The sequence below is a fragment of the Pseudomonas sp. ML2-2023-3 genome (assembly GCF_037055275.1).
In the GTDB taxonomy this organism is placed as follows: domain Bacteria; phylum Pseudomonadota; class Gammaproteobacteria; order Pseudomonadales; family Pseudomonadaceae; genus Aquipseudomonas.
Genome location: NZ_CP146343.1, coordinates 4,813,485 through 4,835,422, shown reverse-complemented (window position 1 = coordinate 4,835,422; position 21,938 = coordinate 4,813,485). Strand labels below are relative to the sequence as shown.

The 21,938-nt window shown below is 59.5% G+C and carries 18 protein-coding genes; 4 read left to right on the top strand and 14 right to left on the bottom strand.

Annotated elements, in window-relative coordinates:
* Nucleotides 1–16: 16 nt before the first annotated feature.
* The 3 genes from V6P94_RS22295 to plsB are packed head-to-tail and all read right to left on the bottom strand — an operon-like array spanning nt 17 to nt 3,641.
* A complete protein-coding gene (locus V6P94_RS22295; protein ID WP_326397439.1) occupies nt 17–706 on the bottom strand; it encodes a DUF4197 domain-containing protein in 690 nt (229 codons plus the stop codon).
* 14 nt (nt 707–720) lie between these two features.
* On the bottom strand, nt 721–1,119 hold the full coding sequence (locus V6P94_RS22290; protein WP_326397440.1) for a YbaY family lipoprotein: 399 nt from the start codon (nt 1,117–1,119) through the stop codon (nt 721–723).
* Between the two features lie 11 nt (nt 1,120–1,130).
* Nucleotides 1,131–3,641, bottom strand: coding sequence for a glycerol-3-phosphate 1-O-acyltransferase PlsB (gene plsB, locus V6P94_RS22285; RefSeq protein WP_326397441.1), 2,511 nt, complete (start codon nt 3,639–3,641; stop codon nt 1,131–1,133).
* A 240-nt stretch (nt 3,642–3,881) separates the two neighbouring features.
* On the opposite strand from plsB, the gene V6P94_RS22280 reads away from it, so the two are divergent.
* Nucleotides 3,882–4,091 carry a cold-shock protein gene (locus V6P94_RS22280; protein WP_219261633.1) on the top strand — a complete coding sequence of 70 codons (210 nt, stop codon included), beginning with the start codon at nt 3,882–3,884 and terminating at the stop codon, nt 4,089–4,091.
* A gap of 111 nt (nt 4,092–4,202) precedes the next feature.
* On the opposite strand, the gene V6P94_RS22275 is transcribed toward V6P94_RS22280, so the two are convergent.
* From V6P94_RS22275 to V6P94_RS22260, 4 genes are all read right to left on the bottom strand, one after another.
* Nucleotides 4,203–4,580, bottom strand: a complete 378-nt coding sequence (locus V6P94_RS22275) for a hypothetical protein (protein WP_133077740.1) — start codon at nt 4,578–4,580, stop codon at nt 4,203–4,205.
* Between the two features lie 80 nt (nt 4,581–4,660).
* Nucleotides 4,661–5,470, bottom strand: coding sequence for a putative RNA methyltransferase (locus V6P94_RS22270; RefSeq protein WP_326397443.1), 810 nt, complete (start codon nt 5,468–5,470; stop codon nt 4,661–4,663).
* Complete coding sequence (gene dapE / locus V6P94_RS22265) at nt 5,470–6,621, bottom strand: succinyl-diaminopimelate desuccinylase (RefSeq protein WP_219261630.1); 1,152 nt, start codon at nt 6,619–6,621, stop codon at nt 5,470–5,472. Before dapE ends, V6P94_RS22270 begins: the two co-directional genes overlap by 1 nt.
* Nucleotides 6,622–6,725: 104 nt before the next feature.
* Nucleotides 6,726–9,317 (bottom strand): glycosyltransferase, encoded by a 2,592-nt coding sequence (locus tag V6P94_RS22260; RefSeq protein ID WP_326397444.1) that lies wholly within the window; start codon nt 9,315–9,317, stop codon nt 6,726–6,728.
* 275 nt (nt 9,318–9,592) lie between these two features.
* Here V6P94_RS22260 and tcdA point away from each other — a divergent pair, with 275 nt between their 5' ends.
* Nucleotides 9,593–10,402 (top strand): tRNA cyclic N6-threonylcarbamoyladenosine(37) synthase TcdA, encoded by an 810-nt coding sequence (gene tcdA, locus V6P94_RS22255; protein ID WP_133077736.1) that lies wholly within the window; start codon nt 9,593–9,595, stop codon nt 10,400–10,402.
* Between the two features lie 175 nt (nt 10,403–10,577).
* On the opposite strand, the gene V6P94_RS22250 is transcribed toward tcdA, so the two are convergent.
* From V6P94_RS22250 to V6P94_RS22235, 4 genes are read right to left on the bottom strand one after another with little or no spacing between them, the layout of a single operon-like run.
* Nucleotides 10,578–10,982, bottom strand: coding sequence for a SufE family protein (locus V6P94_RS22250; protein ID WP_133077735.1), 405 nt, complete (start codon nt 10,980–10,982; stop codon nt 10,578–10,580).
* Nucleotides 10,979–12,184, bottom strand: coding sequence for an aminotransferase class V-fold PLP-dependent enzyme (locus V6P94_RS22245; RefSeq protein ID WP_219261629.1), 1,206 nt, complete (start codon nt 12,182–12,184; stop codon nt 10,979–10,981). The genes V6P94_RS22250 and V6P94_RS22245 overlap by 4 nt, the downstream gene beginning before the upstream one ends.
* Nucleotides 12,185–12,242: 58 nt before the next feature.
* A complete protein-coding gene (gene dapD, locus V6P94_RS22240) occupies nt 12,243–13,277 on the bottom strand; it encodes a 2,3,4,5-tetrahydropyridine-2,6-dicarboxylate N-succinyltransferase (RefSeq protein ID WP_133077733.1) in 1,035 nt (344 codons plus the stop codon).
* Between the two features lie 35 nt (nt 13,278–13,312).
* Nucleotides 13,313–13,621, bottom strand: coding sequence for an arsenate reductase (locus V6P94_RS22235; RefSeq protein WP_228795906.1), 309 nt, complete (start codon nt 13,619–13,621; stop codon nt 13,313–13,315).
* 282 nt (nt 13,622–13,903) lie between these two features.
* Between V6P94_RS22235 and V6P94_RS22230 the strand changes: the two genes are divergently transcribed.
* Entirely contained in the window at nt 13,904–15,550 is a 1,647-nt protein-coding gene (locus V6P94_RS22230; RefSeq protein ID WP_338648697.1) for a Na+/H+ antiporter, read from the top strand.
* Between the two features lie 155 nt (nt 15,551–15,705).
* Here the strand turns inward: V6P94_RS22230 and dapC are convergent, their stop codons facing one another.
* The 3 genes from dapC to map are packed head-to-tail and all read right to left on the bottom strand — an operon-like array spanning nt 15,706 to nt 20,544.
* The gene (gene dapC / locus V6P94_RS22225) at nt 15,706–16,905 is read right to left on the bottom strand and encodes a succinyldiaminopimelate transaminase (protein ID WP_326397445.1); all 1,200 of its coding nucleotides are present in this window, start codon (nt 16,903–16,905) and stop codon (nt 15,706–15,708) included.
* Between the two features lie 26 nt (nt 16,906–16,931).
* Nucleotides 16,932–19,634: a [protein-PII] uridylyltransferase gene (locus V6P94_RS22220; RefSeq protein ID WP_219261627.1), complete on the bottom strand. Its 2,703-nt coding sequence runs from the start codon at nt 19,632–19,634 to the stop codon at nt 16,932–16,934.
* A 55-nt stretch (nt 19,635–19,689) separates the two neighbouring features.
* Complete coding sequence (map, locus tag V6P94_RS22215; RefSeq protein WP_326397448.1) at nt 19,690–20,544, bottom strand: type I methionyl aminopeptidase; 855 nt, start codon at nt 20,542–20,544, stop codon at nt 19,690–19,692.
* Between the two features lie 490 nt (nt 20,545–21,034).
* Between map and rpsB the strand changes: the two genes are divergently transcribed.
* Nucleotides 21,035–21,778, top strand: coding sequence for a 30S ribosomal protein S2 (gene rpsB, locus V6P94_RS22210; RefSeq protein WP_016781981.1), 744 nt, complete (start codon nt 21,035–21,037; stop codon nt 21,776–21,778).
* Nucleotides 21,779–21,938 lie beyond the last annotated feature (160 nt).

Here is a 21,938-nt window from a genome sequence, read left to right as displayed (position 1 = left end):
CCCGCCTTCGCAAGGGTTACAGCGTTCCGAAGACTTTTTTCGCCAAACTGGTAGCAGCCGCTGCCGGGTTCTGGCGGATGGTTTCTTCCTGTTTGCCGATCATTTCGAACAAGCCGTCCAGGGCCTTTTCGGTCACGTAGCTTTCGATGTTGGCGCTTTTGGCGTCCACCACACCCAGCGTGGCGGCTTGCCCTGCAAATGAGTTGTACTGCTGGGCCAGACCGACCTTGTCCGTGGCGGCCTTGACGATAGGCAGGAACTTGGCGCGGATCTGGTCCCGGCTACTTTTGCTCAGGTATTGGGTCGCCGAATCCTGGCCGCCGCTGAGGATGCCCTTGGCATCCGCCACGGTCATTTTCTTCACCGCATCGACCAGCAGGGCTTGCGCCTGTGGCACGGCCGCTTCTGCGGCTTTGTTCATGCTGGTTTCGAGTTGATCGACCTGATCGCCCATGCCGAATTGCTTCATCTTTTTCGCGACTTTGCCAAGGTTGCCCGGCAGCTCGATCTTGACTTCGGGGTTATTGCTGAAGCCCCCGGGGGTGCCCAGTTGCTTGACCGCAATTTGCGCACCTTGGGTCAGGGCATCTTTGAGGCCGCCCGTGGCGTCGCCTTGGGACAGATCGCTCAGCGATAACGCCAGGGCATTGGCCGAAATCAACAGGCCTGCGCAGAGGCCCGCAAAGCGTATGGAAAGTCGCAGCATGGCAAACTCCTTGATTAGCGAACCTGATCGACACGCAGGCGGACAGGTTGCTGGGTTTTTGCAGTCAGATCGACGCTGTTGCGCTCTGTGCTGATAAACAGCAACTGGCCGTTCTCTTCGATCCGCGCACTCACCGCGTAGGTATGGCCGGGTTTGATCTGCGCCGGGTCATAGGTCAAGTGAAATGGCAGGGGTACCTGGCCCTTGATTGGGCCACTTTGCTTGGCAAGTGTCACCGCTGGAGCGTCGGCCAGCGATACATCCTGCAAGTTAACTTCCAGTGTAGCTGTAGGCGGCAGGGCAATACGCTGCAGGTAGAACACTTCGCCATCGAGGGATGCTTGAGGGGTCGAGGTCATAGAGCTACAGGCTCCAAGCAGGGCGGTGAGGCTGAGTAAAAGTACTTTTTTCATGGATTTCTCCTTCAAGATGTTTTTTCGAGCGAGAGCGGTGGCTGCTCGTGGGTGTCTTCACTGCGGTGCAACGCAACCTGGCGAATCGACAGGCGAATTTCGGCAGGCAACACACGCTTGGCAGCACCTTCGGCCAGTTCGCCAAGCAGTTCGTGATAGCTCAACTTGCCGTTGGCATCGCGGCGCAGCACGTCTTCTTCAAGCAATGTCTGGATAAAGTGGCGGAACAGGCTCTTGTCGAAGAACTCCGGAGCGTTGAGACCATGCAAAATCGACAGGCGTTGGGCCATCATGGTGCACAGGTCTTCCAGTTCTTCGGCGCTCAGGGTGTTTTGCCCGCTGTTGAGCAGCAGGGAAATGGCCATGTAGAAGCGTTGCAGGGTTTGCGCAATGCTCCTGGACAACAGCGTCAGCAATACAAAGTGTCGCGAACTCGGCGCCGGGCGCAGGTACACGCCGTTCTCAAAGCGCAACAAACCTTGCTCGACAAAGGACTCCAGCCACTGGTCGACCACGGCGTCCAGTTCCTCTGCTGACCAGCGAATAAACAGCTCTGATTGCAGGTAGGGATAGAGCGCGTGGGTGTAGCGCAGGATCTGTTCGCGGCTCATGCGCGAGGCGCTTTGGAAAAAGCTGGCCAGCAACGAAGGCAATGCAAAAATATGCAGCACGTTGTTGCGGTAGTACGTCATCAGCACCGCGTTCTGCTCATCCAGATAGAGGATCTTGCCCAGCGCATCGCTTTGCTCGGCCAGCAGGTTCATGTCCTTTACATGGTTGATCAGCGCCTTGCCATCGCCTTCGGGCAAGGTGGTGTAGGGCGAGTAGGGGACACGGCGCAGCAGGGCCAGATACAGATCCAGCACCCGGGCCATGGCCTGTTCGTCCAGTGCCAGCCGGGTGGTTGAAAGCAGGGCCAGTGCCACCAGGTTCACCGGGTTGATGGCTGCCGCTTCATTCAGATGCTGGGCAACCTTTTCGCCCAGGCGATTGGTGGTCGGGCTCAGCCAGTCAGGACGATACAGGGGCGCAAGCTCCTGCTGGCGCCAGCCCGGCTGCTCCTGTTCAAGGAACTCGGCGAGTTTGATCGGTTCACCAAAGTTGACTGCGACCTGACCGAACTTCTGTTTCTTGAGGGCGCCGATCACTTTGAAAATGTCGAAAATCGACTCTTTCTTCTTGCTGGCGCCGCGCAGTTCGCCCAGGTAAGTGCGGCCTTCGAGCACACGCTCGTAACCGATATAGACCGGGACAAACACGATTGGCGTACGGGAAGAGCGCAAGAAACTGCGCACGGTAATGGCCAGCATCCCCGTTTTCGGTTGCAGCATGCGCCCGGTGCGCGAGCGGCCGCCCTCGACGAAGTACTCCACCGGGAAGCCCTTGGTGAACAGGGTATGCATGTACTCGTTGAACACTGAGGTGTACAGCGGGTTGCCCTTGAACGTGCGGCGCATGAAAAAAGCCCCGCCACGGCGCAGCAGGCGGCCCAGCACCGGCATGTTGAGGTTGATCCCGGCGGCAATGTGCGGCGGAGTCAGGCCGTTGCGAAACAGCAGGTAGGACAGCAGCAGGTAGTCGATATGGCTGCGGTGGCACGGCACGTAAATGATCTCGTGACCCTGGGCAACCTTCTGCACGCTCTCGATATGGTTGACCTTGACCCCGTCGTAAATCTTGTTCCAGAACCAGCTCAGGAGCACTTCAAAAAAACGGATCGCGGTGTAGGTGTAGTCCGAGGCGATTTCATTGGCGTAGCGCAGTGCTTGGGCACGGGCCTTGTCCGGCGAGATGTTCTCGCGCTCGGCTTCGTCAAGGATGGCCTGGCGCACGGCGGGTTCATTGACCAGCCCCTTGACCAGGTTGCGACGGTGGGAAAGGTCCGGGCCGATGGTGGCGGTTTTCAGGTTGCGAAAGTGCACGCGCAAAATACGCTGGGCCATGCGCACGGTGCGTTCATGACCCTTGTTGAGGTCGACCAGTTCGCGCAAGTGAATGGGGGCCGAGAATTGCACGCGGGTTTTGCGACCCAGGATCAGGATGCGCAGCAAGCGGCGCAGGCGCCCGGTGACGGCCCAGCTGTCGGCAAACAGCAGTTTCCAGGGGCTGGACTCGCTGTCGGGTGACTGCCCCCAAAACACGCTGACCGGAATGATTTGCGCATCCTCGCCCGGGTTTTGGGTCAGGCCGTCGACCAGGCGGGTCAAGGTTGGCGGAGCTCCGCGCTTGTCCTGTCGCCCCAGCCAGTCGGGCTCGGGGGTCAGGTAGAAAAAGGCGGCAGGCTCGATCATCTCTCCCACTGCAACCGGCAATACCGGGCGCGGCAGGCCGGCCTTGGAACACTCGGTATCGATCACGGCCAGTTCGGTCAGCGAGGGCGATTGCAGTACGTAGAACACGGGTCGGCTGCGATCCAGGTTCAGGGTCAGGGAAGACTGATTAATGGTCTCCGAGCGCACCCACAGGTACAGCAAGCGACGCAGGGCGCCAAATACAAGGCGGCGGAATGGGGAGGGGGTCATACGGCTTCTGCGTTAGTGGATAAAACGAGCGTTTACTCGGCCGGGTAGTGTGCCGTATCTCCCGAAAATCGGCAAAAAAGCGGCGAACTAATATTGATTGAGTGTTTTTTTGCCTGACTTATACTCGGTGGTCTTTCGCGACACCGCGCAAGACCCAGTAGTGAAGCGTCAGGTTCAAACACTAGTTCTCAAAGGGCCAATTAACGAGCCCGATCAATAATAAAAAGGGGGGAAGGATCCATGACAACGCGCGTAACAGGCAGTGTGAAGTGGTTCAACGATGCCAAGGGCTACGGCTTTATTCAGTGTGAAAACGGGGCGGATGTGTTTGTGCATTACCGCGCCATTCGCGGTGAAGGCCATCGCAGCCTGGCTGAAGGCCAGCAGGTCGAGTACACCCAGGTCAAAGGTGACAAGGGTTTGCAGGCTGAAGATGTAGTGGGGCTGTAATGCAGTTCCTGTAGTCGCTGCCGAAGGCTGCGATGGGTTGCGAAGCGACCCTGAAGGTCCTTCGGCCCTTGTCGCAGCCTGCGGCAGCGGCTACAGGGTGTTATTTGCAGCTCAGGAACCGGTTTTCCAGGTGATTTCTTCCTGGCCGTCTTCACTGATGCGGATCCAGCGATCAGCATCAGCCTCGCCCTGTTCCTCGACCCAGCTGCCCGGCGCGCAACGCACTTCGATCTTCAGTGCGTCAAAAGCGGCCTTGGCACAGGCAATGTCGTCTTCCCACGGTGTCTGGTCGCTGTCCAGGTACAGGCTGTTCCATTTGCCGACGGCTTTTGGCATCCAGGTAACGGGTACGTCACCTGCGGTGCACTTCCAGGTTTCGCCTTTCTTTTTCCATTCGGTGCACGGGCCCAGCACGTTGGCCAGCCAGGCTTCGACGTCCTTGTAGGTGACCGCTTCTTTCAGGTAGATCTCGATATCGGGTTGGCGCATGGATGTCCTCACTGCGGGTCTGAAAAATCCACTCGCGGATTAATCGGGCCAAGGGCGTGTGCCCTTGGCCGTAAAGTTGGTTATTGAAGCACGAAGTAATCGTAGCGCATCGACACCGTCACCACTAAAGGCTCGGGGTGTTCGATGACCTGGGCGCGACGCTCGGCACTGGCGCGCCAGCCATGGGGGGTCATGGCCAGCAGATTGGCGCGATCCTGGGGCTCACTCAGGCTGAGGGTGAATTCCAGTGTCTCGCTGTGCTGCACCTGCATGCCTTCGGGCACCAGGGCCAAATGCTTGTCGTCTGAATAGTCGCGCACTTCGTCGTACAGCCGTTCGCGCAGCTCCATCAAGTGCCCGCGAGTCGGGCCAACACGCATCAGGCCGCCCCCCGGGCTGAGCAGGCGTTTTGCTTCAAGCCAGTCCAGCGGGCTGAAGACGCTGGCCAAAAACTGGCAGCTGGCATCGGCCAGTGGCACGCGGGCCATGCTGGCGATCAACCAGGTCAGTTGCGGGCTGCGCTTGCAGGCGCGCTTGACCGCCTCGCGGGAGATATCCAGTGCGTAGCCATCGGCGTTGGGCAGTGCCTCGGCGATTTGCGCGGTGTAGTAACCCTCGCCACAACCGATGTCGAGCCAGCGTTGCGGCGCTCGTTCCCTCGCCAGTTCGGCCAGGCGCTTGGCCACGGGCGCGTAATGGCCTGCATTGAGAAAGTCGCGGCGGGCTTCAACCATTGCCTGGTTATCGCCAGGGTCACGGCTGTTCTTGTGTTGCACGGGCAGCAGGTTCAAATAACCCTGGCGGGCGCGGTCAAAGCGATGCCCGGCCGGGCACGCCACGCCGTTGTCGACCGCGTTCAGCGGTGCACTGCAAATTGGGCAGGCGAGCATCAGGCGAGCAACTTGATCAGGGTTTGGTAGTAGATCTCGGTCAGTACATCAAGATCGCTGGCCAGAACCCGCTCGTTGACCTGGTGAATGGTCGCGTTGACCGGTCCCAGTTCGACGACCTGGGTACCCAGGGTCGCGATAAAGCGCCCGTCCGAAGTCCCGCCGCTGGTAGAAGCTTTGGTTTCGCGGCCAGTGACCTGCTTGATGCTCGACGACACCGCGTCCAGCAGGGCGCCCGGCTCGGTCAGGAACGGCAGGCCGGACAGCGCCCAGTCGATGTGCCAGTCCAGGTCGTGCTTGTCCAGTATGTCCGCCACGCGCTTTTGCAGGCCTTCAACGGTGGACTCGGTGGAGAAGCGGAAGTTGAAGACCGCCACCAGATCCCCCGGGATCACGTTGGTTGCGCCCGTGCCGGAGTTCAGATTGGAAATCTGGAAGCTGGTCGGCGGGAAGAAGGCGTTGCCGTTATCCCAATGCTCGGCGGCCAGTTCGGTCAGCGCAGGTACTGCCAGGTGAATCGGATTCTTGGCCAGGTGCGGGTAGGCCACATGGCCTTGAACGCCGCGAACGGTGAGCTTGGCGCCCAGGGAGCCGCGACGGCCGTTTTTGACCACATCGCCCACCAGGGAAGTGCTTGACGGTTCACCGACGATGCACCAGTCCAGACGCTCGTTACGGGCAGCAAAGCGCTCGATCACGGCCTTGGTGCCGTGATGGGCCGGGCCTTCTTCGTCACTGGTGATCAGAAATGCGACCGAGCCCTTGTGGTCCGGGTAGTCGGCGACGAAACGCTCGGCCGCCACCAGCATGGCGGCAAGGCTGCCTTTCATGTCTGCGGCGCCACGGCCGCAGAGCATGCCGTGTTCATCGATCAGCGCGTCGAACGGGTCGTTTTGCCAGGCTTGCACCGGGCCGGTCGGTACCACGTCAGTGTGGCCAGCGAAGCACAGTACCGGGCCTTCGTGTTTGCCGTGGGTGGCCCAGAAGTTGTCTACGTCCTCGATGCGCATCGGCTCAAGCTTGAAGCCGGCATCGCCCAGGCGCTGCATCATCAGCTTCTGGCAGTCGGCGTCGATCGGGGTCACGGAAGGGCGACGGATCAGATCGCAGGCAAGTTGCAGGGTCGGCGAAAGGTCGGCGTGGGCCGTCATGGTGTGGACTCCGAAGCAGGGCATGTGCGGGGCGGGCGAGAAAGGGCGGTTATCTTAAAGCAAAACGGCGGCCAGAGGCCGCCGTTTAGGAGGTTGCAGTCAATTTATGCAGCCGGTTGCTCTTGTGCCGCGTCCACCGGTTTGGGCAGCGAAGACATAAAGGCCATGATCAGCGCCGCCAGATACGGCAGCGACTGCACCAGCAACATCACCACCCAGAAGCGCATGTCGTTGCTTGGCAGACCCTGGACCAGGAAGATCCCCAGCGCCGCGCCCCAGAGCAACAGCATGATGAACACTTCTTCACGGGCTTCCGAAATGGCGACCCAGAAGCCGTGGTTATCGGCGTTCTTGGGTGTCCGGAAGAACGGAATGCTGGTGGTGAAGAATCCGTACAGCACCGCTTTCGCGATGGTGTGGGACAACGCCAGCCCGGCCAGTGCTGCCGCAAACGCATCCTTGAGGTTAACCCCCACGGCACGGCGGTACAGGAAGATGATCTTGCCGACCTTGAACACGAACAGTGCCAATGGCGGGATGGCGAAAATCAGCAGCGGCGGATCGACCCGCGTCGGCACGATAATCATCGCCGCCGACCACAACAGGGCGCCCACGGTGAAGAAGATGTTCATGCCATCGGCCACCCACGGCAGCCAGCCCGCGAGGAAGTGATAGCGCTGGCCACGGGTCAGTTCAGTGTCTTTACCGCGCAACAGGCTTGAGGTGTGACGCTTGATGATCTGAATCGCACCGTAGGCCCAGCGGAATCGCTGTTTCTTGAAGTCGATAAAGGTGTCAGGCATCAGGCCCTTGCCGTAGCTGTTGTGGGAATACGCTGCGGAATAGCCTTTTTCGAATACGCGCAGGCCCAGCTCGGCGTCTTCACAGATGCACCAGTCCGCCCAGCCGAGCTCTTCGAGCACGGAGCGTCGGGTCATGGTCATGGTGCCGTGCTGAATGATCGCGTCGCGGTCGTTGCGGGTGACCATGCCGATGTGGAAGAAACCCTTGTATTCCGAGTAGCAGAGCTTCTTGAAGGTGCTTTCGTTCTGGTCGCGGTAGTCCTGGGGCGATTGCACAATGGCGATTTTCGGATCGGCAAAGTGCGGCACCATGTGCTTGAGCCAGTTGCGATCCACACAGTAATCGGAGTCGATCACAGCAATCACTTCGGCATCCGGCGCGGTGTGCGGGATCAGGTAGTTCAGCGCGCCGCCCTTGAAGCCGGCCAGGGGTGCCACGTGGAAGAACTTGAAGCGCGGGCCCAGGGTGGCGCAGTAGTCGCGCACGGGCTCCCAGACTGCCGGATCCTTGGTGTTGTTATCGATGATCAACACTTCGAAATCGGGGTAGTCGAGGTTCGCCAGGGCATCGAGGGTCTGTTTGACCATCTCTGGCGGCTCGTTGTAGCAGGGCACATGGATCGAGACTTTCGGGCGATAGGCGTCGTCGCTTTCGACCGGCAGGAACTCTCGTCGCCGCTTATGCGTCCAGACCGCCTCGGCCAGCTCATGGGCCTCGGTCAGCAGGACAATAAACACCCCGAGCGCGCCCAGTCCGAGCAGGAAGCCGACGGTCAGGCTGAACCATGTGCTGTATTGCTGGCTGTAGTCGTAACCGATCCACACCAGCACCGATCCGCACAGGAACGCGGTGAAGGTCAGGAAGGTGCGACCCCGCTGGCGCAGTGCGGAGCCGTCGATCAGCAGCAGCGCCAGCGACAGCAAGCCCATCACCACCGAACCAATGGCCAGTACGCGCCATTGCGGGATGGCGACCACCGGGCCTTCAAAGTTGAATTTTTGCTGGCGTGCAGCGTTGTACACGCCCCAGTACGCGCCTACGGAGCCTTCATCGCTGGCCTTCCATGGCTGGTCGAAGGCTTCGATCACAAAGTAGTTGTAGCCGCGACGGTTCAGGGTGTTGACCAGCGTACGCAGATAAATCGCCTGGTCGGCCGGGGTGGCATCAGCGCCACCGCGCATGCGGCCATTGCTCGGCCAGCCAACCTCCGACAGCAGCAGGGGCTTTTTCGGGAACAGTTTTTTCAGGTCGCGGGCACGGTCCAGTACGAACTCACCGGCCTTGTCCACCGGGATAAATTCCCAGTACGGCAGGATGTGCGCGGCGATCAGGTCAACGTGCTTGGCCAGTTGCGGGTATTTCTCCCAGATATGCCATTGCTCGGACGTGGTGACAGGCACCTTGACCGCGGCCCGGACACGATCCAGCAGCACGATCAGGTCTTCTGGCGTGATCTCTTCACGGAACAGGGCTTCGTTACCCACCACAACCCGCACGACGCTGCGCGAGTTATTGGCCAGCTCGATGGCTTTCTGGATTTCGCGCTCGTTGCGCTCCAGATCAGGGCTGATCCAGATCCCGATGGTCACGCGCAAACCGAACTCTTCCGCCAGCTTGGGGATATTACCCAAGGTGCCGTCGACCGAGTAGGTCCGAATGTTATCGGTCAGCTTGCTGAGGATCTCCAGGTCGCGACGCATTTCATCGTCGGTCGGGTACTGGTCTTTCTGCGGGTACTGGCCTTGTTGGAACGGCGAATACGAAAAACCGGAGATTTGATCGGGCCAGTTGGGTGCAGACACCGGGCGATTGATCAGCGCCCAGAAGCCTGTGAACAGTGCGGCAATGGCCAGTACCACCACCAGGTTGAGTCCAAATTTACGCGATGACATAACTATTTCGGGTTCCAAAGGGAGTGGAACGAAGATCGGTCGGCGGGTGCCAAGCGGCGCGCATCCTACACTGTGCTCAGACCTATCGTATAGCTGATGGAATTGGGTCTGGCATTTGGCAGTTGCAGCGAACTTAAGTTCTTTATTTATTTCTTGTAGCTCTTGTCTTCCTACTCTATAGGCCATTAAAGCAGTCTTGGTCGGATAGCTTGTAGGAAAAATACTCAATGTCATGTCATCCCCCTATAATGCGCGCCGGTTTTTGGGGGTTGGTCATGAGTACAGAAGATCCACGTTTTGCCGGTGTAGCCCGGTTATATGGGCTGGAAGGCCTTGAACGACTGAAGGCGGCACATGTGGCGATCGTCGGTGTGGGCGGTGTCGGGTCCTGGGCTGCGGAAGCGATTGCGCGCTGCGGTGTGGGCGAAATTTCGCTGTTTGACCTGGATGACGTTTGCGTCAGCAACAGCAACCGGCAGTTGCACGCCTTGAGCACGACCATTGGTCGGGACAAGGTCGAGGTGATGGCCGAGCGTCTGCGTCAGATCAACCCGGACTGCATCGTTCACGAAGTCGCGGATTTCGTGACGCGCGAAACCATGGCCGAGTACATCACCCCGAATATTGACTGCGTGATCGACTGCATCGACAGCGTCAATGCCAAGGCGGCACTGATTGCCTGGTGCAAGCGCCGCAAGATCCAGATCATCACGACCGGTGGTGCGGGCGGGCAAATCGACCCGACGCTGATTCAGGTCTGTGACTTGAACCGCACGTTCAATGACCCGCTGGCCTCGAAAGTTCGTTCGACCTTGCGCCGCGACTATGGCTTTTCGCGGACCATGACGCGCCATTACAGCGTGCCATGCGTGTTCTCCACCGAGCAGCTGCGCTATCCCAAGCCGGACGGCAGTATTTGCCTGCAGAAGAGCTTTGTCGGTGATGGCGTCAAACTGGACTGCGCCGGTGGTTTTGGCGCGGTGATGATGGTGACGGCGACCTTCGGCATGGTCGCGGCCACCAAGGCGGTGGACAAAATCGTAGCGGGCGTGCGCCGGCCTTCGGAGCGGGTCAAGCCTGAATGAGTGCGATGCGGTCCTTGTAGTCGCTGACGAGGAACGAGGCTGCGATCGGGGTGAGTAGCACCCCGTACAGTCTGAATCCTCGAGATTCCTGCTACACATGAACGGCTAATTCATGACTGCTACGCAGCCAATCGCAGCCTCGTTCCTCGTCAGCGACTACAGGTATCGCTGCGGTTCAGCCTGCCAATTCCCGCATCCGCTGCAGCACGGCGTTCAAGCCATTGCTGCGCGACGGTGATAGCTGGCGGCTCAGACCCAGCTGGTCGAACCAGTCAGGCAAGTCAACCTGTTGCAGTTGCTCGGTGCTCAAGCCATTGACTCGCGCCAGCAGTAACGCCACCAAACCGCGAATCAGTCGCGCATCACTGCTGGCAGCAAATTGCCAATGGCCATCGACCCGTTCGCCCACCAGCCACACCTGGCTTTCACAGCCATGCACGCGATGAGCATCGGTTTTGTCGGCGTCGCTCAATGGCGCCAGGCGCTGGCCCCATTGCATGAGCAGGCGTGCGCGCTGCTCCCAGCCCGAGCAGTGCTCAAAACTGTCGAGTGCGGCCTGGGCGTCGGCGGGCAGGGTCATTGCAAAAGCTCCAAAGCCTGATCAAGGGCGTCGAAGAAGCGTTCCAGATCTTCCGAGTCGTTGTACAGCGCCAGCGAGACACGGATGGCACCGGCCAGCCCAAAGCTTTTCAGTAGCGGCATGGCGCAGTGATGCCCGGCGCGAACGGCAATCCCCTGTTCGGTCAACAAGTGGGCCAGGTCGGCGTTGTGCACGCCCTCAACCACAAAGCTGACCAGCGCCAAGTGTGGCGACCCGAGCAGTTGAATGCCTTGGCGCTGTTTCAAGCCATCGACCAGTAGCGCGTGCAGCGCTGCTTCGTGGGCTTGGACGGCGGCCTGATCGAGGTTGGCCAGGTAGTTTAGGGTTGCCCCCAGCCCGATCACGCTGGCAATCGGCGGAGTGCCAGCCTCAAACCCGAGCGGGGCGGGGCGGAAGGTGGCGTGCTGGTAGTCGGCTTCTTGCACCATCTCGCCGCCAAACTGCCAGTGCTGCAATCGGGCCAGTGCTTCGTGGCGACCGAACAGCACGCCCAGCCCGTCGGGACCGTAGAGTTTGTGGCTGGAAAATACGTAGAAGTCGCAGCCCAGCGCTTGCACGTCATGCCGGCCATGGACCACCCCTTGTGCGCCATCAACCACCGTCAGTGCATGTTGTGCCTTGGCCAGGGCCAACAGCGCGGGCAAGGGCTGCCACACGCCGAGTACGTTGGACAGTTGGCTCACGGCCAGCAGGCGGGTGCGCGGGGTGATCAGGCGAGCGGCCGCATCGAGGTCGATGACGCCATCGGCATCCAGTGGCAATACCACCAGATTCAGTTGTTTACGCTGGGCAAGCTGTTGCCACGGCAGCAGGTTGGCGTGGTGTTCCAGGGCGCTGATAACAATGTCATCGCCCGCATTGAATTGGTGCTCCAGGCCATAGGCCAGAAGGTTCAGGGCCGAGGTGGCGCCGTGGGTGAAAACGATTTGCCCGCATTCGCCGGCATTGAGCCATTGCGTCACTTTGTGGCGGGTGTTTTCGAATGCCTGGGTCGCGTGAGCGCCCGGCAGGTGTTGGGCCCTGTGCACGTTGGCTGCGCCGTTGGCGTAGTAGTGCGTCAGTGCGTCGAGCAGGGCTTGGGGTTTTTGCGTGGTTGCAGCGTTGTCCAGATAGGTCTGGTCCTGACGTTGCAAGGCGGCGATGGCTGGGAAGTCAGCGCGCCAGGGAGAAGGCAAAAGCATGGTGTTCGGGCTCTGTTGACGAGGCTGGAAACCAGCCCCGTCAGTGGCAGATAAACGCTTAGTTGTGAGCGTGCAGTGCTTCGTTCAGCTCGATGGCCGACTTGTGGGTTTTGCATTCCACAGCGCCGGTTTGCGAGTTGCGACGGAACAGCAGGTCAGGTTGGCCTGCAAGGTCACGGGCTTTAAGTACTTTAACCAGCTGGTTGTTTTCGTCCAGCAGCGCCACTTTGGTGCCAGCCGTCAGGTACAGGCCGGATTCAACCGTGTTGCGGTCGCCCAGCGGGATGCCGATACCGGCGTTAGCGCCGATCAGGCAGCCTTCGCCCACCTTGATCACGATGTTGCCACCACCCGACAGGGTGCCCATGGTGGAGCAACCGCCGCCCAGGTCCGAACCCTTGCCGACGAATACGCCAGCCGAGACGCGGCCTTCGATCATGCCCGGGCCTTCGGTGCCAGCGTTGAAGTTGACGAAACCTTCGTGCATCACGGTGGTGCCTTCGCCGATGTAAGCACCCAGGCGAAGACGGGCCGCGTCAGCGATACGCACGCCAGCAGGCACCACGTAGTCGGTCATTTTCGGGAACTTGTCGACCGAGAACACTTCCAGCAGTTCGCCACGCAGGCGCGCTTCGAGTTGACGCTCGGCCAGCTCGCTCAGGTCGATGGCGCCCTGGCTGGTCCAGGCCACGTTCGGCAGCAGCGGGAACACACCGGCCAGGTTCAGGCCGTGGGGCTTGACCAGGCGATGGGACAGCAGGTGCAGCTTGAGGTAGGCCTCTGGCGTTGAGGTCAGCGCGGCATCTTCGGCCAGCAAAGTGGCGACCAGCGGCTTGTGGCTTTCGGCCAGACGGGTCAGCAGGGCTGCTTGAGCTGCATCGACCGGTTTAACGGCTTCAGCCATTTGTGCTGCTTGCGCGGTGGTAAAGGTGATTGCCTGATTGCCGCCGGTGTAGCCCAGGATTGGGGCTACGGCTGCGATCAGCTCGGCCGATGGATTGATCAGGGGTTGTGCGTAGAACACTTCCAGCCATGCGCCTTGACGGTTTTGGGTGCCGACGCCGAAGGCTGCGCTGAACAGGGTAGTAGACATGCAATTACCTCTTACAAAAATAAATGGGCGGTCGCTTAAAGAAGGGCCGCCGCATAAAGATCTGGCTTGAAGCCAATCAGGGTTTTGTCACCGAGATCGAGCACAGGGCGCTTGATCATCGAGGGTTGGGCGAGCATCAGTTCAATGGCTTTGGCTTGGTCGAGATCGGCTTTGCGTTCGTCGTCGAGCTTGCGAAAGGTTGTACCTGCGCGATTGAGCACCACTTGCCAGCCGTGCTCGTTGCACCACTGGGTCAGGTGTTCACGGTCAATGCCGCTGCTTTTGTAGTCATGGAAGTCGTAGCGCACAGCATGTTCATCCAGCCAGGTGCGAGCCTTTTTCATGGTGTCGCAGGCTTTGATGCCGAAAAGGTGCAACGTCTTGCTTGAATCGGTCACGGAAATTGCCCCCCTTGGAGATGCGTGAAAATGATCAGCCGCGGATTATGCCATGGGCAGCGTGCTTGGGCGTGGATGGCTTGAGCATCTCATGTTCTTGTGACATGTCGTCGCACTGCGACTTATGTTCAGGCTCCAGATGTATCGCCAGCGGCTACTATGACCTGCAATGCAAAAATGTTGCTAGCTGTGTCTAGTAGAAGCTGATTGTTTGGGAACCTTGTCGATATGCAAACCGCCTATACCGTCCTCATCCTGCTGATGCTGGTGGGAGTCTCGCGTCTATTGGGGCGTTTGATTCCCTTGCCTTTGCCATTGGTGCAGATTGCTGCTGGCGCTGTACTGGCCTGGCCGACCCTGGGCCTGCACGTGGCCCTGGAGCCAGAATTGTTCCTGTTTCTGTTCCTGCCGCCGCTGCTGTTCTCGGATGGCTGGCGCATGCCCAAACGCGAGTTCTGGCGCCTGCGCGGGCCGATCCTGACGCTGGCGGTCGGGTTGGTGCTGTTCACGGTGGTGGGTGCAGGTTATTTCATTCACTGGCTATTGCCGACCATCCCCTTGCCGGTGGCGTTTGCGCTGGCGGCGGTGCTGTCACCCACCGATGCCGTGGCGGTATCGGCCATCGCGCAAAATCGTTTGCCCGCACCCTTGATGCACATGCTTCAAGGCGAGGCATTGATGAATGATGCGACGGGCCTGGTGACATTCAAGTTTGCACTGGTGGCCGCCATTACCGGGGTGTTTTCCCTGACCAATGCCAGCCTGGCGTTTGTGTTGGTGGCGTGCGGCGGTTTGGCCATCGGTGTGGCCCTGAGCTGGCTGGTGGGGCGCCTGCGCTCGTGGATGATCGCCCGTGGCTGGGATGACCCGGCAACCCACGTGGTGTTTATGTTGCTGCTGCCTTTTGCGGCCTATGTACTGGCCGAGCGCCTGGGCGCGTCGGGTATCTTGTCAGCCGTTGCCGCAGGGATGATGCAGAGCTGGCTGGACCTGTTGCCGCGCCAGACCAGCACCCGGATGCTTAACCGCAGTGTGTGGTCGCTGCTGGAGTTTGCGTTCAACGGTTTGATCTTTTTGCTGTTGGGCCTGCAACTGCCGGACATCATCAAGGCTGTGGTCCACCTGGAGCCAACACTGTGGCCCGCCTTGATGTATCGCTGCCTGGATGTCGTGGCGATTTTTCTGGTGTTGCTGGCGCTGCGATTTATCTGGGTACAGAGCATCTGGCGTTTGTCTGGCCTGTTGCGCCGCCTGCGCGGCAAGGGTGAGCTGACAATGGTGCCGACTGCACGCTCCTGCTGGCTCTTGACCGTTGGGGGTGTGCGCGGCGCAGTGACGCTGGCGGGTGTGATGTCCATACCGCTGTTACTGAACGAGGGGCTGGATTTTCCCGAGCGTGACCTGCTGATCTTTATTGCTGCGGGGGTGATCCTGCTGTCTCTGGTGGCGGCTTGCATTGCGCTGCCCTTGTTGTTGCGCGGGATTGAAAAAAGCCCGGACGATGCCATGCGCAATGAAGTGCGAGAAGCCTGGCGACGCACTGCCGAGGCGGCGATCCACGCGCTGGAAGCTGAAGACGTGATCGAGGCAGTTGGGCAGCAGGATGCCGCTCAGGCAGCGTTGGCGGCTGAGTTGAAGGCGCGGATCATGTCCGAATATCGTCATCAACTTGAGGTGTATAACGACACGGCGCAGGCGCAGGAACTGGCGACCCAGATGGACCAGCTGGAAAGCCGGCTGCGACTCAAGGCGCTCAGGGCGCAACGGCTGGAGCTTTACAGCTTGAGACGTCATCACGAAATCGGGGATGACGCATTGAGCGAGATTCTCAAGGATCTGGACTTGAGCGAGGCCAATCTGGGGTCGGTGAAGTGATACACCAGCCTTGTGTGGGAGCGGGCTTGCTCGCGATTGTATCGCCGCGGTTTGTCAGTCAGACCGAGTTGATGGCATCGCAGGCAAGCCCGCTCCCACCGGTTTTATAGCTCCTTGCAGTGCCATTGTGTGGGAGCGGGTCAGTGTCGAGGGGTTCAGCCCCGGCGCTGGATAAAGTCGCGAATGCGCTCGGCGGCTTCTACGCACTCAGCCAGTGGCGCGACCAGTGCCATGCGTACCCGTCCTGCTCCAGGGTTGAAACCGTCGACTTCACGGGACAGGTAAGAGCCCGGCACCACGGTCACGTGCTCTTGCGCAAACAGGTCGCGGCAGAACTCGGCGTCGTCGCCCTCAACCCTTGGCCACAGGTAAAACCCGCCATCCGGGCGCTGTACGTCCAGTACCGGGGCCAGGATCGCCAGCACCGCATCGAATTTCTCGCGATACAAATCGCGGTTGGTGCGTACGTGAGCCTCGTCATTCCAGGCGGCAATGCTGGCCAGCTGGGTTTGTACCGGCATGGCGCAGCCGTGGTAGGTGCGATACAGCAAAAATGCCTTGAGGATCTCGGCGTCGCCCGCCACGAAGCCTGAGCGCAGGCCTGGCAGGTTCGAGCGCTTGGACAGGCTGTGGAACACCACGCAACGCTTGAAGTCTTCACGGCCCAGTGCCACGCAAGCGCTGAGCAGGCCCACTGGCGGCGTTTGCTCGTCGAAGTACAGCTCGCTGTAACACTCGTCGGCGGCGATCACGAAATCGTGTTCGTCGGCCAGGGCGATGAGTTTTTTCAAGGTGTCGAGGGGGATCAGTGCGCCGGTCGGGTTGCCCGGTGAGCACAGGAACAGAATCTGGCAGCGCTTCCAGGTCTCGGCCGATACCGCGTCGAAATCCGGGTTGAAGCCATGTTCGGCCAGGCATGGCAGGTAGTGCGGCTGGGCCCCGGCAAGGAAGGCTGCGCCTTCGTAGATCTGATAGAACGGGTTCGGGCTGACGACCAGTGCGTCGTCGCCACGGTTGACCACGGTTTGGGTGAAGGCGAACAGGGCTTCACGGGTGCCGTTGACCGGCAGGATATTGCGCGCCGGGTCTAGCCAGCCTTTTGGCACGTTGAAGCGACGCTCGGCCCAGCCAGCGATGGCTTCACGCAGCGCGGGGATGCCCAGGGTGGTCGGGTAGACCGCCATCTGGTCGAGATTGTCAGCCAGTGCCTTGGCCACGAAGTCCGGCGAGCGGTGTTTCGGTTCGCCAATCGACAGCGCAATCGGTCGCTTGTCGGCATTGGGCTGCACGCTGCCAAGCAGGGCGCGCAGTTTTTCGAACGGGTAAGGCTGAAGCTGGTTTAGAGCGTTGTTCATGGGGTGCGGGTCTCACTCGGCGGCGGTTAAATGCTAAGGCGCCACGGTTCTGGGGTTGAATCCTGGTTGACCGTCAGTTGTTCGACGATCGCTTCCTGCAGGCGCATGCACAGCTGTGGGTCGGACAACGGTTGGTTGTGTGCATCGGTAATGAAAAATACGTCTTCGACGCGCTCGCCCAGGGTGGCGATCTTGGCGTTTTGCAACGACAGGTCGAACTCCAGAAAGATCATCCCGATCCGGGCCAGCAGGCCCGGGCGGTCTGGGGCGCTGAGTTCCAGTACGGTGACCGGGCGCTGGGCGTCGTTGTGGATTGTCACTTGGGGCGCGAAGGCAAAGTGTTTCAGTTGGCGCGGTACCCGGCGCTGGATAATGGTCGGGTAGTCGTCCGGGTTGCGCAGGGCTTCGGTCAGGCCCTTGCGGATTTTTTCAATGCGCGCCGGATCGTTGCCGATGGAGCCGCCGTCGTTGTCGAGCACGATATAGGTGTCGAGGGTGAACTGGCTGCTGGACGTGATGATGCGTGCGTCATGGATGTTCAGGTTGAGCTGGTCCATGGCCGCCACGGTCACGGCGAAGAAGTCGTGCTGATCGGGTGCATAGATGAAGATCTGCGTGCCGCCCTCGAACTCGCGCTGGGTGGTTTCCTTGATCAGCACCAGCGGCCCGCCATCGGCGGGCTGTTGCAGGATGGCTTCGGTGTGCAGGGCTACGTCGGCCGAGGTGTGGCGCAAGAAGTAGTCATCACCCAGTTGTGACCAGAGCTGCTCCACATCATCCTGATCGTTGCCATTGCGTACCAGGGTGTCCAGCGCAGCACTTTGGGTCTGGCGAATCTGTTCTTCGCGGTCTACCGGGTTTTCCAGGCCGCGACGCAAGGCGCGCTTGGTTTCGGTGTAGAGCTGGCGCAACAGGCTGGCGCGCCAGGAGTTCCACAGCGTCGGGTTGGTGGCGTTGATGTCGGCGACGGTCAGTACATAGAGGTAGTCGAGATGAGTTTCGTCGACCACGATCTGGGCAAAGTCATGGATGACCTGCGGATCTGACAGGTCTTTGCGTTGAGCGGTGGTGGACATCACCAGATGGTTTTGCACCAGCCAGACGATCAGGCGCGTGTCCCACAGCGGCAACTGGTGGCGAATGCAGAACACCTCGGCATCCACTGCGCCAATTTCGGAATGGTCGCCGTGTCGGCCTTTGCCGATGTCGTGGTACAGCCCGGCCAGATAGATCAGTTCGGGTTTTGGCAGCTTGGCCATCAGCTTGCTGGCCAGCGGGAATTTCTCTGATACCTGGGTGTATTGCAGCTTACGCAGGTGCTTGATCAGGTTCAGGGTATGGGCGTCGACCGTATAGATGTGGAACAGGTCGTGCTGCATCTGCCCGACGATAAAGCCGAATTCGGGCAGGTAGCGTCCGAGAATGCCGTAGCGGTTCATGCGGCGCAGGTTGCGGTGGATACCGATCTTGCACTTGAACAGCTCGATAAACAGGCTGGTATTGCGAATGTCTTTACGGAAATCGTCGTCGATCAGGTAGCGATGTTCGCGCAGCAGGCGGATTGTATCGGCCCGTACGCCCTTGATTTCAGGGTGTTGGGCCATCAGCAGAAAAATTTCGAGCATGGCGAAGGGCGTACGCTTGAACACGTAGTCGCTGGTGGCTTCGATATAGCCATCGTGCAACTGGAAGCGTGAGTTCAAGGGCGTTGGCGGCGCTTCGTCTTCGGGAGCGAGGATGATCTCTTCGAAGTGCTGGATGATCAGGTCGCTGAGCTGGGCAATGCTCATGACCACCCGGTAGTACTGCTGCATGAAGTTTTCGATGGTTTGCTTGGCATCTTCGCCGGCAAAGCCCAGCAATTCGCCGATGCTGCGCTGATGATCGAACAGCAGGCGGTCTTCGGAGCGGCCTGCGAGCATGTGCAGGGCGTAGCGCACCTTCCACAAAAACTCCTGGGATGAGGCGAGCAGGGCGTGCTCGCTTTCGACCAGAAAGCCTTCGCCGGCCAGGGCGCGCAGGTTCAGGGTCCCGTACTGGCGGCGGGCTACCCACAACAGGGTCTGGATATCGCGCAGGCCGCCAGGGGAGCCTTTGACGTTGGGTTCCAGGTTGTATTCGGTGTCGTTGTACTTGTGGTGGCGAGCCTTCTGCTCGGCGCGCTTGGCCAGGAAAAAGTCTTTGCTGGGCCACATGTGCTCGGTGCTGGTGACGTCCAGCATGCGCTGGCGCAGATGCTCGGGACCAGCAACGGTGCGGCTTTCCATCAGGTTGGTGATGATGGTCAGGTCGGCACGGGCTTGCTCTGCGCACTCGGCCACCGACCGCACGCTCTGGCCGACTTCCAGGCCAATGTCCCAGAGAAGCGTCAGAAAACGCTCAATGGAATCGCGGAAAATTTCGTGGTCGGCGTTGTCCAGCAGGATCAGCAGGTCGATGTCGGAGTAGGGGTGCAGTTCGCCGCGGCCATAACCGCCGACTGCGACCAGAGCGATGTCCGCCTGGTCGCTCCAGGTGAACTGATCCCACGCCTGTTGCAGGATGTTGTCGACGAACCATGCACGATCTTCGATCAGGCGGCGAATATCGCGCCCTTTTTTGAAGCGTTCGTCGAGCACCTCGCGTGCCTGGCGGATCGCCTTTTTGAAAGCGGCAATGGGGCTTGCCTTTAATGCCAGCTCGGCCTGGAACTGGCCGCGGTCAAAAAGTTCTGGATCCACCTGCGGCATCGATTGGCATTCCTATCGTGGTTTTTTCTGTTTAAACGGTGGCAACAGGCAAGTATCAGGCCGAAACGCGCGGGATGGTGTCATCGCTGCGCAGGGTGAAGATCTCGTAGCCGGTCTCGGTCACCAGCAGGGTGTGCTCCCACTGTGCGGACAGCTTGCGGTCCTTGGTGATGGCGGTCCAGCCATCGCCCAGCACCTTGGTGTCGGCCTTGCCCTGGTTGATCATCGGCTCGATGGTGAAGGTCATGCCTGCCTTGAGCTCCATACCGGTGCCAGCGCGACCGTAGTGCAGGATTTGCGGTTCTTCGTGGAAGACCTTGCCGATACCGTGGCCGCAGAACTCGCGAACCACCGAGAAGCCGTTCTTTTCAGCGTGCTTCTGGATCACTTCGCCGATATCGCCCAGGCGGCAGCCCGGTTTGACGATCTCGATGGCCTTGTACATGCATTCCTGAGTCACCTGCGACAGGCGCTCGGCCCAGACCGGTACCTTGCCGACGTGGAACATGCGGCTGGTGTCGCCGTGGTAGCCGTCCTTGATCACGGTGACATCGATGTTCAGGGTGTCGCCGTCTTTCAGGACCTTGTCGCCAGGGATGCCGTGGCACACCACGTGGTTGATCGAGGTGCAGATAGACTTCGGGAAGCCTTTATAGTTGAGCGGAGCAGGGATGGCGTGCTGCACGTTGACAATATAGTCGTGGCAGATGCGGTCCAGCTCTTCGGTGGTCACGCCGGGCTTGACGTGCTCGGCGATCATTTCCAGGACTTCGGCGGCCAGTTTGCCGGCGACACGCATTTTTGCGATGTCCTCGGGGGTTTTGAGGGTGACGGTCATTCGGGCTCTCTTCGCGCGTTGGCGCTCATCATCAGGATTGCGGGTGTGCTGTTTGTCGCTGCACACCGTCATAAAAACGCGATTCTAACAGACGGTCGGCGTTAATCATGGGCCTGTTGCCATCGCTTCTATTAATAGAATGGACAGTCTGGTTCTATTTCAGGGCTTGGGTAAAAAAGGTGCAGGTCCAATGAATCAGATTTTGATCTGGTTTTTGATCTCTTCGTAAGGGCGCAACCTGTAGAAAGCCGTGATGCATCGAATGGATATGTACTCAGTGGTGTTTGGAATATTTCAGTGGCGGCAGTAACATTGTCAGGTCAGCGGCAAGCGCAAAATCTGACGTAAACCCTTGCCATGCAACGGCTTGGCAATAAAATCAGAATCCGTGCTTCGTTTATTGACCATCTTGTGGTATAAAATGCGCCGCTTTGCGGGTATAGCCCGCAGAGCACAAACCCACACACGTGTCGACACGATGACCTGGGTGCCTTCAGCTTTGAAGCTGCTGGTTGGTCGTTGGGATACGTGGAGGCCTAACCCGACTTATTAAGGAACTATCATGTCCCAAGTCAACATGCGCGATATGCTGAAGGCCGGTGTGCACTTCGGTCACCAAACCCGTTACTGGAACCCGAAGATGGGTAAATACATCTTTGGCGCGCGTAACAAGATCCACATCATCAACCTTGAAAAAACCCTGCCAATGTTCAACGAAGCTCTGACTTTCGTAGAGCGTCTGGCCCAGGGCAAAAACAAGATTCTGTTCGTCGGCACCAAGCGTTCCGCTGGCAAGATCGTTGCTGAAGAAGCAGCACGTTGCGGTTCGCCGTACGTGGATCACCGCTGGTTGGGCGGCATGCTCACCAACTTCAAAACCATTCGTGCTTCGATCAAGCGTCTGCGTGACCTTGAAATCCAGGCAGAAGACGGTACTTTCGCCAAGCTGACCAAGAAAGAGGCGCTGATGCGCACTCGCGATCTGCAGAAGCTGGATCGTAGCCTGGGTGGTATCAAGGACATGGGCGGTCTGCCAGACGCTCTGTTCGTTATCGACGTTGACCACGAGCGTATCGCGATCACCGAAGCTAACAAGTTGGGTATCCCGGTAATCGGCGTTGTCGATACCAACAGCAGCCCAGAAGGTGTTGACTACATCATCCCGGGTAACGATGACGCAATCCGCGCTATCCAGCTGTACATGGGTGCGATGGCTGATGCTGTGATCAAAGGCCGTAACCACGTTGCTGGCGGCACCGACGTTTTCGTCGAAGAAGCTCCAGCTGCAGCGGTAGTTGAAGGCTGAGTAATTAACGCCTAGCGTTTACTCAGTACGCAAAAAGGGGGCTTGGCCCCCTTTTTGCCACCTCGAAATCCATTTGTTGTAACCATGTTTGTCGTATCTGTATCAGATGGCGACCTGCACAGTTGATTCGGGGTGCGCTTCAAACGAATTGAACGCCCGT

Bases quoted from the DNA above. Each gene is read 5' to 3' on its own strand.
- V6P94_RS22295 (WP_326397439.1), bottom strand. From the start codon at position 706: ATGCTGCGACTTTCCATACGCTTTGCGGGCCTCTGCGCAGGCCTGTTG.
- V6P94_RS22290 (WP_326397440.1), bottom strand. From the start codon at position 1,119: ATGAAAAAAGTACTTTTACTCAGCCTCACCGCCCTGCTTGGAGCCTGT.
- plsB (WP_326397441.1), bottom strand. From the start codon at position 3,641: ATGACCCCCTCCCCATTCCGCCGCCTTGTATTTGGCGCCCTGCGTCGC.
- V6P94_RS22280 (WP_219261633.1), top strand. From the start codon at position 3,882: ATGACAACGCGCGTAACAGGCAGTGTGAAGTGGTTCAACGATGCCAAG.
- V6P94_RS22275 (WP_133077740.1), bottom strand. From the start codon at position 4,580: ATGCGCCAACCCGATATCGAGATCTACCTGAAAGAAGCGGTCACCTAC.
- V6P94_RS22270 (WP_326397443.1), bottom strand. From the start codon at position 5,470: ATGCTCGCCTGCCCAATTTGCAGTGCACCGCTGAACGCGGTCGACAAC.
- dapE (WP_219261630.1), bottom strand. From the start codon at position 6,621: ATGACGGCCCACGCCGACCTTTCGCCGACCCTGCAACTTGCCTGCGAT.
- V6P94_RS22260 (WP_326397444.1), bottom strand. From the start codon at position 9,317: ATGTCATCGCGTAAATTTGGACTCAACCTGGTGGTGGTACTGGCCATT.
- tcdA (WP_133077736.1), top strand. From the start codon at position 9,593: ATGAGTACAGAAGATCCACGTTTTGCCGGTGTAGCCCGGTTATATGGG.
- V6P94_RS22250 (WP_133077735.1), bottom strand. From the start codon at position 10,982: ATGACCCTGCCCGCCGACGCCCAGGCCGCACTCGACAGTTTTGAGCAC.
- V6P94_RS22245 (WP_219261629.1), bottom strand. From the start codon at position 12,184: ATGCTTTTGCCTTCTCCCTGGCGCGCTGACTTCCCAGCCATCGCCGCC.
- dapD (WP_133077733.1), bottom strand. From the start codon at position 13,277: ATGTCTACTACCCTGTTCAGCGCAGCCTTCGGCGTCGGCACCCAAAAC.
- V6P94_RS22235 (WP_228795906.1), bottom strand. From the start codon at position 13,621: ATGAAAAAGGCTCGCACCTGGCTGGATGAACATGCTGTGCGCTACGAC.
- V6P94_RS22230 (WP_338648697.1), top strand. From the start codon at position 13,904: ATGCAAACCGCCTATACCGTCCTCATCCTGCTGATGCTGGTGGGAGTC.
- dapC (WP_326397445.1), bottom strand. From the start codon at position 16,905: ATGAACAACGCTCTAAACCAGCTTCAGCCTTACCCGTTCGAAAAACTG.
- V6P94_RS22220 (WP_219261627.1), bottom strand. From the start codon at position 19,634: ATGCCGCAGGTGGATCCAGAACTTTTTGACCGCGGCCAGTTCCAGGCC.
- map (WP_326397448.1), bottom strand. From the start codon at position 20,544: ATGACGGTGTGCAGCGACAAACAGCACACCCGCAATCCTGATGATGAG.
- rpsB (WP_016781981.1), top strand. From the start codon at position 21,035: ATGTCCCAAGTCAACATGCGCGATATGCTGAAGGCCGGTGTGCACTTC.